This window comes from Streptomyces sp. NPDC039465 (assembly GCF_055639315.1).
Genome location: NZ_JBVKAP010000001.1, coordinates 768,554 through 781,626 on the forward strand (window position 1 = coordinate 768,554; position 13,073 = coordinate 781,626).

At 70.3% G+C, this 13,073-nt stretch carries 14 protein-coding genes; 7 read left to right on the forward strand and 7 right to left on the reverse strand.

The genetic code is table 11. The features are described from left to right. The first annotated feature begins 118 nt into the window (after positions 1-118). The gene (locus ACZ7LT_RS03595) at positions 119-952 is read left to right on the forward strand and encodes a helix-turn-helix domain-containing protein (RefSeq protein ID WP_471233655.1); all 834 of its coding nucleotides are present in this window, start codon (positions 119-121) and stop codon (positions 950-952) included. Beyond that, positions 934-1,209, forward strand: a complete 276-nt coding sequence (locus ACZ7LT_RS03600; protein WP_471233659.1) for a DUF397 domain-containing protein — start codon at positions 934-936, stop codon at positions 1,207-1,209. Before ACZ7LT_RS03595 ends, ACZ7LT_RS03600 begins: the two co-directional genes overlap by 19 nt. On the opposite strand, the gene ACZ7LT_RS03605 is transcribed toward ACZ7LT_RS03600, so the two are convergent. Both ACZ7LT_RS03605 and ACZ7LT_RS03610 read right to left on the reverse strand, forming a co-directional pair. Next, a complete protein-coding gene (locus ACZ7LT_RS03605) occupies positions 1,187-2,332 on the reverse strand; it encodes an RNA polymerase sigma factor (protein WP_471234778.1) in 1,146 nt (381 codons plus the stop codon). The genes ACZ7LT_RS03600 and ACZ7LT_RS03605 overlap by 23 nt on opposite strands. Positions 2,333-2,349: 17 nt before the next feature. Continuing rightward, positions 2,350-2,757, reverse strand: coding sequence for a YciI family protein (locus tag ACZ7LT_RS03610; protein WP_471233661.1), 408 nt, complete (start codon positions 2,755-2,757; stop codon positions 2,350-2,352). A gap of 281 nt (positions 2,758-3,038) precedes the next feature. Here ACZ7LT_RS03610 and ACZ7LT_RS03615 point away from each other — a divergent pair, with 281 nt between their 5' ends. Next, complete coding sequence (locus ACZ7LT_RS03615; RefSeq protein ID WP_471233663.1) at positions 3,039-4,409, forward strand: FAD-dependent oxidoreductase; 1,371 nt, start codon at positions 3,039-3,041, stop codon at positions 4,407-4,409. A 55-nt stretch (positions 4,410-4,464) separates the two neighbouring features. Here the strand turns inward: ACZ7LT_RS03615 and ACZ7LT_RS03620 are convergent, their stop codons facing one another. Next, the gene (locus ACZ7LT_RS03620; protein ID WP_471233665.1) at positions 4,465-4,689 is read right to left on the reverse strand and encodes a helix-turn-helix domain-containing protein; all 225 of its coding nucleotides are present in this window, start codon (positions 4,687-4,689) and stop codon (positions 4,465-4,467) included. After that, entirely contained in the window at positions 4,689-5,186 is a 498-nt protein-coding gene (locus ACZ7LT_RS03625) for a DUF2975 domain-containing protein (RefSeq protein WP_471233668.1), read from the reverse strand. Before ACZ7LT_RS03625 ends, ACZ7LT_RS03620 begins: the two co-directional genes overlap by 1 nt. A 119-nt stretch (positions 5,187-5,305) precedes the next feature. Here ACZ7LT_RS03625 and ACZ7LT_RS03630 point away from each other — a divergent pair, with 119 nt between their 5' ends. Then, on the forward strand, positions 5,306-7,009 hold the full coding sequence (locus tag ACZ7LT_RS03630; protein WP_471233670.1) for a LuxR C-terminal-related transcriptional regulator: 1,704 nt from the start codon (positions 5,306-5,308) through the stop codon (positions 7,007-7,009). 142 nt (positions 7,010-7,151) lie between these two features. Next, positions 7,152-7,754 carry a BBE domain-containing protein gene (locus tag ACZ7LT_RS03635; protein ID WP_471233671.1) on the forward strand — a complete coding sequence of 201 codons (603 nt, stop codon included), beginning with the start codon at positions 7,152-7,154 and terminating at the stop codon, positions 7,752-7,754. Between the two features lie 3 nt (positions 7,755-7,757). Here ACZ7LT_RS03635 and ACZ7LT_RS03640 read toward each other — a convergent pair whose 3' ends face one another. Together ACZ7LT_RS03640 and leuA are read right to left on the reverse strand one after the other, a co-directional pair. Next, complete coding sequence (locus ACZ7LT_RS03640; RefSeq protein ID WP_471233673.1) at positions 7,758-8,420, reverse strand: TerB family tellurite resistance protein; 663 nt, start codon at positions 8,418-8,420, stop codon at positions 7,758-7,760. Between the two features lie 254 nt (positions 8,421-8,674). Continuing rightward, on the reverse strand, positions 8,675-10,438 hold the full coding sequence (gene leuA / locus ACZ7LT_RS03645) for a 2-isopropylmalate synthase (protein WP_471233675.1): 1,764 nt from the start codon (positions 10,436-10,438) through the stop codon (positions 8,675-8,677). 295 nt (positions 10,439-10,733) lie between these two features. On the opposite strand from leuA, the gene ACZ7LT_RS03650 reads away from it, so the two are divergent. Both ACZ7LT_RS03650 and ACZ7LT_RS03655 read left to right on the forward strand, forming a co-directional pair. Then, the gene (locus ACZ7LT_RS03650) at positions 10,734-11,798 is read left to right on the forward strand and encodes a M4 family metallopeptidase (protein ID WP_471233677.1); all 1,065 of its coding nucleotides are present in this window, start codon (positions 10,734-10,736) and stop codon (positions 11,796-11,798) included. Positions 11,799-11,801: 3 nt separating this feature from the next. Beyond that, a complete protein-coding gene (locus ACZ7LT_RS03655) occupies positions 11,802-12,068 on the forward strand; it encodes a protealysin inhibitor emfourin (protein WP_471233679.1) in 267 nt (88 codons plus the stop codon). 37 nt (positions 12,069-12,105) lie between these two features. On the opposite strand, the gene era is transcribed toward ACZ7LT_RS03655, so the two are convergent. Next, the gene (gene era / locus ACZ7LT_RS03660) at positions 12,106-13,056 is read right to left on the reverse strand and encodes a GTPase Era (RefSeq protein WP_471233680.1); all 951 of its coding nucleotides are present in this window, start codon (positions 13,054-13,056) and stop codon (positions 12,106-12,108) included. Positions 13,057-13,073 lie beyond the last annotated feature (17 nt).

A 13,073-nucleotide genomic window follows, 5' to 3' on the forward strand; every position in this document is an offset into this window, starting at 1 on the left:
CCATGGCTGCCCTTTCCCAATCAATTTCCCGCTTACCCACACCACTGTGACCCCGGCTGCTTAGAATCGTCCGTTGCACACGCGCTACAACTGCGGAGCAGCACAGGGGAGTTAACCCATGGCCAACAGGTCCAAGCAGTCTGCCTGGGAGTTCTTCGGGGAGGAGCTCAAGCGGATCAGGGAGGCGGCGCCTTTGACGCAGGACCAGCTGGGGCGGCGGGTGTTCGTTTCCGGCGGTTACATCGGCCAATTCGAACAGGCGATTAGGAAGCCGCAGCTGGACGTGGCGATGCGGATCGACGAGGTTTTACAAACCGGAGGTATTTTCGAGCGGATGTGGCGGAAGCTCATCGCGGACGCGCCGTATGCCTCGTATTTCGCGCCGGTCGCGGAGCTCGAACGGCTGGCCACGAAGATCTGCGAGTTCGCGCCGTCGGTCGTGCCGGGGCTGCTCCAGACCGCCGCGTACGCCCGGGCGATCACGATCGCGGCGAATCCGTTCGCGGCGGACGCGTACGTGGAGGAGACGGTCGACGGCCGACTGGAGCGGTCGGAGATCCTCACCCGCACTACAACCCCCGAGTATTGGGTCACATTGCACGAGAACGTGCTACGGATCCCTGTGGGCGGCCCGGCCGTGATGGCGGAGGCGCTGGAGCACATCGCCATGATGATGCGGCGGCGGACGGCTCTGGTGACGGTCCTCCCGTACGCGGCAGGGGCGCATGCGTCCATGACCGGGACGCTGAAGCTCATGGAGTTCGCGGAGGAACCGCCAACCGCCTATACAGAGACCGCCTTTTCGGGGACTTTGCTGGACGATCCGGCGGTGGTGAAGCGGGTGCAGCGCGCCTACGATCTGCTCAGGGTCGCCGCACTGTCGCCGGAGGCGTCCCTGGCCCTGATCGAGTCGGCGGCTGAGGACTACAGACGATGCGCGATTACGACCTGACGAACGCCCGCTGGTTCAAGAGTTCCTACAGCAACGGCGAGGGCGGCGACTGCGTCGAAGTGGCGTACGACTTCCCGGGCTCCGCCCCCTGGCGCAAGAGCTCCTACAGCAACGGGCAGGGCGGCGACTGCGTCGAGGTCCTTGACGACGTCCCCGGAGTCGTCCCCGTCCGGGACTCCAAGAACCCCGGCGGCCCCGCCCTCGTCGTCGGCGCGGCCGCCTGGGGCGCCTTCGTCAGCTACGTCGGCGGGCGTTGAGGCGGGCGGCCTGGCGGGTCAGGTGGTCGCGTTCGGCGAGGTTGGGGGCCTTCTGGGCCGCCTCGGCGTACAGCCGTGCCGCCGTCGTCAGGTCGCCGTCGCGCTCGTGGAGGTACGCAGCCACCGCCGTGTAGCGAGGCAGTGAACCGTCCAGCGTCGCGAGCGCCGCGAGGCCCGCGCGTGGTCCGTCGGCCTCGCCGACGGCCACCGCGCGGTTGAGGCGGACGACCGGGCTGTCGGTCAGGCGGGCGAGTTCGTCGTACCACTCGACGATCTGCACCCAGTCGGTCTCGTCGGCGGTGGGCGCGTCGGCGTGGAGGGCCGCGATGGCGGCCTGGGCCTGGAACTCGCCGAGCCGGTCGCGGGCGAGGGCCGCCTGAAGGATCTCGACGCCCTCGGCGATCAACGTGGTGTCCCACCGGCCGCGGTCCTGCTCGGCGAGCGGTACGAGGCTGCCGTCGGGCGCGGTCCGGGCGGCGCGGCGGGCGTGGTGGAGCAGCATGAGGGCGAGGAGCCCCGCCACCTCGGGGTGGTCGACCTGGGCCGCGAGCCGGCGGGTCAGCCGGATGGCCTCGGCGGCGAGGTCGATGTCGCCGGAGTAGCCCTCGTTGAAGACCAGGTACAGGACGCGCAGCACGGTGTCGACGTCGCCGGGCTGGTCGAACCGTATGCCGGAGACGGTGCGCTTGGCCCGGCTGATGCGCTGGGCCATGGTCGCCTCGGGGACCAGGTAGGCCTGGGCGATCTGGCGGGTGGTCAGTCCGCCGACGGCGCGCAGTGTGAGCGCGATCGCGGACGACGGTGTGAGCGACGGGTGGGCGCACAGGAAGTAGAGCTGGAGCGTGTCGTCCACGGCGGGCGTGGGCCCGGGTGGCGGCTCCTCGTCGACGAGGTCCTCGCGGCGGCGGCGGGCGGTGTCCGCGCGGGTCGCGTCGAGGAACTTGCGCCAGGCGACGGTGACCAGCCAGCCCTTGGGGTCGCGGGGCTGGTCGGCAGGCCAGACGCGGAGTGCCTCGACGAGGGCGTCCTGTACGGCGTCCTCGGCCGCCGCGAAGTCGGCTCCGCGGCGGACGAGGATGGCGAGGACGCTGGGGGTGAGGCTCCGGAGCAGGGCCTCGTCCATCTGAGACACCGGGGGCGTCACTCCGTGATGGTGGGCGGCGCGGCGAGGAACGGGCGTACCTCCAGCCACTCATGGATGGGCTTCCCGCCCGCGCCGGGGGCGGCCGACAGTTCTCCGGCGAGCTCGACGGCACGGTCGTAGCTGTCGACGTCGATCACCATCCAGCCGGCGATGAGGTCCTTGGTCTCGGCGAACGGGCCGTCGGTGACCGGCGGGCGGCCTTCGCCGTCGTACCGGACCCATGCCCCCTCGGGGGCGAGCGCCTGACCGTCGACGAACTCGCCGGTGCCCTCCAGGCGGGTGGCGAAGTCGCGCATGTACTGGATGTGGGCCGAGATCTCCTCCGGCGTCCACTGGTCCATGGGGACGTCGTTGACCGGGGTCGGGGCGCCGCGGTAGTGCTTGAGCAGCAGGTACTTGGCCATGATTGCTTCTCCTCGGTGCTGTGCGACCCATTGTGGTCGCGTTCACCCCTGGGACGGAGCCGGCCACGGGTTCTCGACATCCTCGTCGGACTTTTTCCGGGACTTTTTTCCGCGTGGGATGACGCCCCTCCTCACCCCCAAGGCCAGCCTATAGACCTCATAAGTCCGCCTTATGAGGTCATAGGTGGGGGGTGGGTACCACGCCCTGAACTGCGTTTGAAAGGGTGACCTAAGTTGCGGCGGCTTCCCGCCGCCACGTCGCTTGCGAAGGGAACCCTGACATGCCCCGCCCTCTCCGGGTCGCGATCGTCGGCGCCGGCCCTGCCGGGATCTACGCCGCTGACGCGCTGCTGAAGTCCGAGGCCGCCACCGAGCCGGGCGTGTCCATCGACCTCTTCGAGCGGATGCCCGCCCCCTTCGGGCTCATCCGCTACGGCGTGGCGCCCGACCACCCCCGGATCAAGGGCATCATCACCGCCCTGCACCAGGTGCTCGACAAGCCGCAGATACGTCTCTTCGGCAATGTCGACTACGGCACCGACCTCAGCCTCGACGATCTGCGCGCGTTCTACGACGCCGTGATCTTCTCGACCGGCGCGATGGCCGACCGCGAGCTCCGGATCCCCGGGATCGACCTGGACGGTTCCTACGGCGCGGCCGACTTCGTGTCCTGGTACGACGGTCACCCGGACGTGCCGCGTACGTGGCCGCTGGAGGCGGAGAAGGTCGCCGTCCTCGGTGTCGGCAACGTGGCGCTCGACGTGGCGCGGATCCTCGCGAAGACCGCCGACGAGCTGCTGCCGACCGAGATCCCGCCGAACGTCTACGACGGTCTGAAGGCCAACAAGGCGCTGGAGATCCATGTCTTCGGCCGCCGCGGCCCGGCGCAGGCGAAGTTCAGCCCGATGGAGCTGCGGGAGCTGGACCACTCCCCCACCATCGAGGTGATCGTCAACCCCGAGGACATCGATTACGACGACGGCTCCATCGCCGACCGCCGCTCCAACAAGCAGGTGGACATGGTGGCGAAGACGCTGGAGAACTGGGCGATCCGGGACGTCGGCGAGCGGCCGCACAAGCTGTTCCTGCACTTCTTCGAGTCGCCGACCGAGATCCTCGGCGAGGACGGCAAGGTCGTCGGTCTGCGCACCGAGCGCACCGAGCTCGACGGCACGGGCAACGTCAAGGGCACGGGCACGACGACGGACTGGGACGTGCAGGCCGTGTACCGCGCGGTCGGCTACCTCTCCGACGAGCTGCCGAAGCTTCCGTTCGACGTCGCGTCCGGCACGGTGCCGGACGAGGGCGGCCGGGTCATCGAGAACGGCGAGCACCTGACGTCGACGTACGTCACCGGATGGATCCGGCGTGGGCCGGTCGGTCTGATCGGGCACACCAAGGGTGACGCCAACGAGACGGTGAAGAACCTCCTGGAGGACCACGCGGCGGGGCGTCTGCAGACGCCGGAGTCGCCCACCGAGGAGGCGGTCGTGGACTTCCTGGAGGGCAAGGGTGTCGCGTACACGACGTGGGAGGGCTGGTACGCCCTGGACGCGGCGGAGAGGAAGCTCGGTGAGGCCGAGGGCCGTGAGCGTGTGAAGATCGTCGAGCGGGACGAGATGCTGCGGGCGAGCGGTGTGACGCCCGCCTGAACTGAGTGAGCCCGGTCGGGACGGTACGTACCGTCCCGACCGGGCTCACTTGTCTCTAGCCCTCGGCCTCGTCGTCGCCGGGTTCCCAGCGGAGCAGGTCTCCGGGCTGGCAGTCGAGTACGAGGCAGAGCGCGGCGAGGGTCGTGAAGCGCACCGCCTTGGCGCGGCCGTTCTTGAGCACGGCCAGGTTGGCGGGGGTGATGCCGACGCGGTCGGCGAGTTCGCCGACGGACATCTTGCGTTTGGCGAGCATCACGTCGATGTCGACGACGATCGGCATCAGATGACCTCGTCCAGTTCGGCCTGCATCCGGGTCGCTTCGACGTCGCGGGCGACGGCCTGGGCGAGCAGCATCCGCATGACGAGCACGATGAGCGCGACCCCGAGCAGGGCCAGGCCGGCGCCGCCCACCAGGAGGACGACGCCGGGGGCCACGGCTTCGCCGGGCGCCAGGACGACGCCGAGGGCGAAGACCAGGAGGGCGGCGGCGACGATCGCGCCGATGACGATGTGGACGTAACCAAAGGCGCCGTGGGAGAAGACGGTTCCGCGCCGCACCATGGTCACCAGCCGCCAGACGCAGACCAGGATGGTCTGAAAGGTCAGGGTGCCCAGGACCACGATCACGAGGACCGGGGTCCGCAGGTGGGCGAGGTCGGGGTCGAGCCCGTTCAGGTCGGTGGCGAGCAGCGGCACCATGACCGCCTGGACGAACAGCGTGCCGGCGAGCAGCACGACGAGTACGGCGCGCAGTGCGATCACGGTCAGCTGTCCCATCGCGTCCCCATACCTCTACTCCATTTACCTCTACGCCATCGATTCACGATGGGAATCTATCGAAATTCGATAGGGATCGGCAAGGGGCGCCTACTCTTGGGGGAGGGAAGGGAGCGGCCATGGCCGTCCAGGAGGCCCCCTCGGTGGAGCGGGCGCGTGATGCGGTGGCCCGGGATTCCTGGGTCGAGGCGTATGTAGCGCTGCACGCCCTGGACGGGGGTGCGCCGCGGCGGCTGGAGCCGGAGGACCTCGATCTGCTGGCGGACGCGGCGTGGTGGTCCGGTCATGTGGACGAGTCGGTGGCGGCGCGGCTGCGCGCCCATGCGGGGTTCTCGGCCGCGGGCGACCACCGGCGGGCCGGCGGCGCGGCGTGGTGGCTGGCGTTCGAGTACCGCAGTCTGGGGCGCCCGGCGGCCGCGGCGGGCTGGCTGCACCGGGCGCGGCACCATCTGGAGCAGGTGCCGGAGTGTCCGGAGCAGTGCTTCGTGGCCTGGTCGGACCTGGAGGAGGCGCGGGCGGGCCATGACCCGGAGGCGGCGCTCGCGGCGGCCCGCCGGATGGAGCGGATCGCCCGGCACTGCGACAGCCCCGATCTGGTCGCACTGAGCCGGTCGGCGCATGCGTCGCTGCTGCTGGCCGAGGGCCGTACGACCGAGGGGCTCGCGCTGCTGGACGATGCGATGTGCGCGGTGACGGCGGGCGAACTGAGCGGCATGTTCACGGGGATGCTCTTCTGCCTGGCTCTGACGGAGTGCATGGGGGCGGCGGACTTCGGGCGGGCGGTGGAGTGGACGGACGCGGCGATGGCGTGGTGTTCGGTGCCGTGGTCGTGGCATGCGCGGGGTGCGGGCGGCGGGGACGGGTCGCTGCCGCCGGGGGTGGTGACGGACAACCCGTTCCGTGGGCTGTGCCGGATCCACCATGTCGAGGTGCTCGATCTGCTCGGCGCCTGGCCTGTGGCCGCCCGGGAGGCGGAACGGGTGTGCCAGGAGGTGATGCCGGACTGCCTGGAGGCCGCGGCGGGCGCTCACTACGTGGCCGGGGAGATCCGGCGGCGGCGCGGTCATCTGGAGGCGGCGGCGGTCTCGTACGCGCACGCGCATGAGCTGGGGCGGATCCCGCAGCCGGGTCTTGCGCTGCTGCGGCTGGCGCAGGGGAAGACGGCGGCGGCGGTGGCGGGGCTGCGGCTGGCGCTGGCCTGCCAGAGCGAGCCGGGCCATGACCGGCTGGGCCGGGCGCGGCTGTTGGCGGCGAAGGTGGAGGTGGACCTGGCCGTCGGGGACGAGGCAGGGGCGGCGGATGCGGTGGCGGAGCTGGAGACGCTGGCGTCGGGCGGCCCGCTGCTTGGGGCGCTGACCGACACGGCGCGCGGCGCGCTGGCGCTGGCCCGCCACGAAGAGGCGTTGGTGCCGCTGCGGCGGGCGCTGGCGGCCTGGCTGGAGCTGCGGATCCCGTACGAGGCGGCGCAGGTACGGATGTTGCTGGCGGCGGAGGACCGGGCGGCCGGGGACGACGAGGCGGCGCTGCTGGAGCTGCGGGCGGCCCGGGCGGCCTTCATGGAGCTGGGCGCGGTGCCGGACGCGCGGCGGGCGGCGGCGCTGCTGGGCGAGGGCCGCAGGGCCCTGCCGGGCGGGCTGACGGAGCGGGAGGTGGAGGTGCTGCGGCTGGTCGCGGCGGGCGGGACGAACCGGGAGATCGCCCAGCAGTTGGTGATCAGCGAGCACACCGTGGCCCGGCATCTGAACCACATCTTCGCGAAGCTGGAGGTGACGTCGCGGGCGGCGGCGACGGCGTTCGCGTACTCGCACGGCCTGGCGTCATGACCCGGCGCGTCGTGACCGGCCCATGGGCTGTTTCGCCCATGCCTCGGTGAGGTGGGGACTTGGGTGGTTCGGGCGATGCCGGGCGGTGGCGGGCGCGCGTAGACCGGAGGCATGAACACGACGCTCAGCACACTCATCCGCGGTGACGTCATCGAGCCCGGGCACCCGGCCTACGAGGAAGCCCGGCGGGTCTACAACGCGATGCAAGAAGGTCCGGGCGCGGCTGGGCGATCTGGGGCCGGTGCTGGGCCAGGCCGTCGACCGCATCCCGTATCCGGTGATCAACACGCTGTTCGACGAGGATCTGCCGCCGGGGCTGTACCACTACTGGAAGGGGCACTTCAGCCGCGGGCTGTCCGACGGGGCGATCGAGGCGCACATGGCGTTCGGGGCGACGATGCCGTCGATGGAGACCGACACGGCGATCTTCCCGATCGACGGGGCGGTGCAGGAGGTGGGGGCCGAGGAGACGGCGTTCGCGTACCGGGAGGCGTCGTTCTCGCATGCGATCGGGGCGAGTTACGCGGATCCGGCCGACACGGAGCGGAACGTGGCCTGGACGCGGGAGTACGACGCGGCGCTACGGCCACACACCCAGGAGGCCGGGTACGTGAACTTCATGGACAGCGACGACCAGGAGCGGGTCCGGGCGAACTACGGCCGGAACTACGACCGTCTGCGCACGGTCAAGCGCCGCTACGACCCCGGCAACCTCTTCCGGATCAACCACAACATCGCGCCGTGATCTCTAGAAGAGGGGCGCGCGGGCGGCGGCCAGCAGGCGGGCCGTGTCGTCGGCGCCGAGTTGGAGGGCGTTGCCGACCGTCGTGAGGACGTCTCGTTCGGCGGGGGTGTACGCCCCGTCGGCGAGGGCGATCCTCGCGCCTTGGACGAGGATCGATTCGCGGCCGGAGGCGGCGAGGTGGGGGGCGAGGGGTTCGAGGGCCTCGTGGAGTTCGATGGCGAGGGCGGCGCCGCACGGGCCCGCGTCGGGGATGAAGCGGCCGGTGTCGGCGGCGAGGGCCTCGACGAGGGAGACGAGCTGTTCGCCCGTACATTCCTCGAATCCGGCGGCGCGGACGCCGGCGACCGCGGTCCGTACGGCGGTCGCGGAGGCGGTGCCGCCGGCGGCGAGGACGGCGAGGGCGACGGTGTGCACACCGTCGCGGAGCATCGCGGAGAAGCGGCTGGTGGTGGGGTGGTCGAGGACGTCGGTGCCGTAGTGGGTGTGGCAGGCGGCGCATTCGACGACGGGTCCGGCGAAGCCGCGGGGCAGCACGGGCACGCCGAGGACGGCGATGCGGCGGCGGCCGGTGCGGCGGCGGTAGTTGCGGTCGCCTCCGCAGCCGGGGCAGAAGAACTCGCCGTCTCCGATGGTGTTCCAGGAGGTTCGAATGGAGCAGACACCCATTTTCCGACCGTTGGATCCCCGGGCTGACCGCACGACGCACCTCCGTCACCACCCCCGTGGCCTTCCGGCACGGGAGGTCCCCCGCGGCCACTTCGCCGCGTTGGCGTGATGTTAGCCACATCGATGATGCCGCGTCAGCACCTCGTCGCCAGATCGCCGACACATGGCCGAAGCCCGCCTGCCGTAAGGGGCGGGCGGGCTCCGGGGAATCCGTCGATTCGGGCGCGGCCGGGGCCGTGGACCCGTACGGCTGACTAGCGGGCGGCGCGGTTGACCGCGGAGATGACCGCCTTCAGGGACGCGCGGGTCGTGTTGGCGTCGATGCCGATGCCCCACAGGACCTTTCCGTCGATGGCGCATTCGATGTACGAGGCTGCCTGCGCGGATGCGCCCTCGCTCATCGTGTGCTCCTGGTAGTCCAGCAGTCGGGCGTCCACGCCGATGGCGTTGAGCGCGGCGAAGAAGGCGGAGATGGGTCCGTTGCCGGAGCCGGTCAGGACGGTGTCGGTGCCGTCGACGACGGCTTCGACGGTCAGCGTGTCGGTGCCGTCCTTGTCCGTGGTGGTCTGGCCGGATCGCAGCTGGATGCGGCCCCACGGGTTGGCCGGGTTGGGCAGGTACTCGTCCTGGAAGACGGACCAGATCTGGGCTGGGGTGACCTCGCCGCCCTCGGCGTCGGTCTTGGCCTGGATGAGCCGGGAGAACTCGATCTGCATCCGGCGCGGCAGGTCCAGCTTGTGGTCGTTCTTCAGGACGTAGGCGATGCCGCCCTTGCCGGACTGGGAGTTGACGCGGATGACGGCTTCGTAGGACCGGCCGACGTCCTTGGGGTCGATGGGCAGGTACGGCACGGCCCACTCGATCTCGTCGACGGTCTTGCCCTGCTCCTTGGCGGACGCCTCCATGGCGTCGAAGCCCTTCTTGATGGCGTCCTGGTGGGAGCCGGAGAAGGCGGTGTAGACGAGGTCGCCCGCGTAGGGGTGGCGGGGGTGGACCTCCATCTGGTTGCAGTACTCGGAGGTGCGGCGGATCTCGTCGATCTGCGAGAAGTCGATCTGCGGGTCGACGCCCTGGGAGAACAGGTTCATGCCCAGCGTCACCAGGTCGACGTTGCCGGTGCGCTCGCCCTGGCCGAACAGACACCCCTCGATCCGGTCCGCACCGGCCATGATGGCCAGCTCGGCGGCGGCGACGGCGGTGCCTCGGTCGTTGTGCGGGTGCACGGACAGGCAGATGTGCTCGCGGCGGGTCAGGTGGCGGGACATCCACTCGAAGCGGTCCGCGTGGGTGGAGGGGGTGGAACGCTCCACGGTGGCGGGCAGGTTGAGGATGATCTCGCGGCCGGCCTCGGGCTGCCAGACGTCGCAGACGGCCTCGCAGACCTCCAGGGCGAAGTCCAGCTCGGTGTCGGTGAAGATCTCGGGGCTGTACTGGTAGCCGAAGACGGTCTCGTCGCCCAGGATCTTCTCGGCGTACTCCATGACCAGGCGGGTGCCGTCGACGGCGATCTGCTTGATCTGCTCCTTGGAGCCGCGGAAGACGACCCGGCGGAAGGTCGGCGCGGTGGCGTTGTACAGGTGGACGGTGGCGCGCTTGGCGCCGCGCAGGGATTCGACGGTCCGCTCGATCAGGTCCTCGCGGGCCTGGGTCAGGACGGAGATGGTGACGTCGTCCGGGATCGCGCCCTCTTCGATGATGGAGCGGACGAAGTTGAAGTCGGTCTCGCCGGAGGACGGGAAGCCGACCTCGATCTCCTTGTAGCCCATGCGCACCAGCAGGTCGAACATCTCGCGCTTGCGGGCGGGGCTCATCGGGTCGATCAGGGCCTGGTTGCCGTCGCGCAGGTCGGTGGAGAGCCAGCGGGGGGCCTTGGTGATGCGCCGGTCGGGCCAGGTGCGGTCCGCGATGTCCACCTGCTCGTACACGCCGTACTTGTGGATCGGCATGCCGGAGGGCTGCTGGGTGTGCGTGGCGTTGGTGATCGGGGTGGGACGTCCGATCCACTGCGACTGAGTCATGGCGTAGGGCTCCTCGGGGTCCTGCGGTGGGGACGGCCGACTGTCGAACGCAACGCCAAGATCCCGCGGGGAGGGGGTCGGCCTACGACTACAGGCCCTCGCCGCGGCAGCTAAGGAGAAGCAGCCCGAAACGCATGATGTGCCGCAGCCTAGCCGAGCCGGGCGGAGAGCGCCGTGCCCGTATCAGTATGCGGGACGGGTGAGACGTCAAGAAGAAAGAGTGACCTATCACTCCATTTCGGCAATCATGGTCGCACCTAGTGACATCGTCGTGACCCGGTGCCACAGTCCGGTCATGGATGCCTACGCCCGCCGGGTCGCCCCGGTCTTCTGCACGATCGTCCCTCCGCACGTCCTCGACCGGATCGCCCGGGGCGAGGACCCCGTCCGCGCCGAGGCTGCGGCCCGCACCCTCGAACACGACGCCCTGCAGCGCACCCGGCGCCGGATCACGACGGTGCGGGCGCTGGCCGCCCCTGCCGGGGAGCCGTCGGACAAGCCGAACCGGACCATCTACGACGCCGAGCGCAAGGAGGTCCTGCCGGGCCGCAAGGTCCACGCGGAGGGCGACGAGCCGTCCCAGGACGCGACCGTCAACCGCGCCCACGCGGGTCTCGGCGCGACGTTCGAGCTGTTCCTGAAGGAGTTCGGCCGCCACTCCATCGACGACGCCGGGCTGGCGCTGGACGCGACCGTGCACTACGGCGAGAACTACGGCAACGCCTTCTGGGACGGCCGTCAGATGGTGTTCGGGGACGGTGACAACGACATCTTCCTCGACTTCACCCTGCCGGTGGACGTGATCGGTCACGAGCTGACGCACGGTGTCACGCAGTACACCGCGAACCTGGAGTACTTCGGCCAGTCCGGGGCGCTCAACGAGTCCGTCTCGGATGTCTTCGGCTCACTGATCAAGCAGTACGTGCTGGGGCAGACCGCCGACCAGGCGGACTGGCTGATCGGCGAGGGGCTGCTGCACCCGAACGTGCAGGGGGTCGCGCTGCGCTCGATGAAGGCCCCGGGCACGGCGTACGACGACGACGTCCTGGGCAAGGACCCGCAGCCGGCGAAGATGGAGGACTACGTCCGTACGGGGCGGGACAACGGCGGAGTGCACATCAACTCCGGCATCCCCAACCACGCCTTCTATCTGCTGGCGACGGCGCTTGGCGGCCACGCCTGGGAGCGGGCGGGCAAGATCTGGTACGCCACGCTGACCTCAGGCGACCTCGCCACGGACGCGCAGTTCACCGACTTCGCGAAGGTGACGCTGGCGCAGACGAAGGCGCTGTTCGGCGAGGGCGACGAACTGGAGGCCGTGGTGAAGGCATGGTCGCAGGTGGGAGTGGGGACGAAGTAGCCGATGCGTATCCAGGTCCGGCGCACGGGCGGTTTCGCGGGCATCGAGCGGTCGGCCGAGGTGGACACCTCGGGGCGGCTCGATGCCGCGCGGTGGCACGCGCTGGCCGCGTCGGCCCTGGCGGCGGGCCAGGGCGCGCCGCCGGCCGGGGTGCCGGACGGCTTCTGCTACGAGATCACGGTCGACGGGCGGACGGTGTTCTGCGTCGATCCGCGGCTGACCGAGGAGCAGCGGGAGCTGGTCTCCTGGGTGCTGAAGGAGGGCGCGTGAGGCCGGCGGCCGTCGAGGCCGTCCGGGCCGTCGGGGGCTAGAAGCCGAGGCGGCGCAGCTGCTTGGGGTCCCGCTGCCAGTCCTTGGCGACCTTGACGTGGAGGTCGAGGAAGACCGGCGTCCCGAGCAGAGCCTCGATGTGCTTGCGGGACTTGGTGCCGACCTCCTTCAGGCGCTTGCCCTTGGGGCCGATGATGATGCCCTTCTGGCTGGGGCGCTCGATGTAGACGTTGGCGTGGATGTCCAGGAGCGGCTTGTCCGCGGGGCGGTCCTCGCGGGGCAGCATCTCCTCGACGACGACCGCGATGGAGTGCGGCAGCTCGTCCCGTACGCCCTCCAGCGCCGCCTCGCGGATCAGCTCGGCGACCATGACCTGCTCGGGCTCGTCGGTGAGGTCGCCCTCGGGGTAGAGCGGCGGGGACTCGGGGAGCATCGGGATCAGCAGGTCGGCGACGAGCTGGACCTGCTTGTCGCCGACGGCGGAGACGGGCACGATGTGCGCCCATTCGATGCCGAGCTCCTTGCCGAGCTGGTCGATGGCGATGAGCTGCTCGGCGAGGGTCTTGGAGTCGACCAGGTCGGTCTTGGTGACGATGGCGACCTTGGGCGTCTTCTTGATCCCGGCGAGCTCCTTGGCGATGTAGCGGTCGCCGGGGCCGAGCTTCTGGTCGGCGGGCAGGCAGAAGCCGATGACGTCGACCTCGGCCCAGGTGGTGCGGACGACGTCGTTGAGGCGCTCGCCGAGGAGGGTGCGCGGCTTGTGGAGGCCGGGGGTGTCCACCAGGATCAGCTGGGCGTCGGGGCGGTGCACGATGCCGCGGACGGTGTGCCGGGTGGTCTGGGGGCGGTTGGAGGTGATGGCCACCTTCTGACCGACCAGAGCGTTCGTCAGGGTGGACTTGCCCGCGTTGGGGCGGCCGACGAAGCAGGCGAAGCCGGCCCGGTGCGGGGCGTTGTTCTCATCAGTACGAGCGCTCATGGGGGCCATTGTCCCCGATGCGGGCG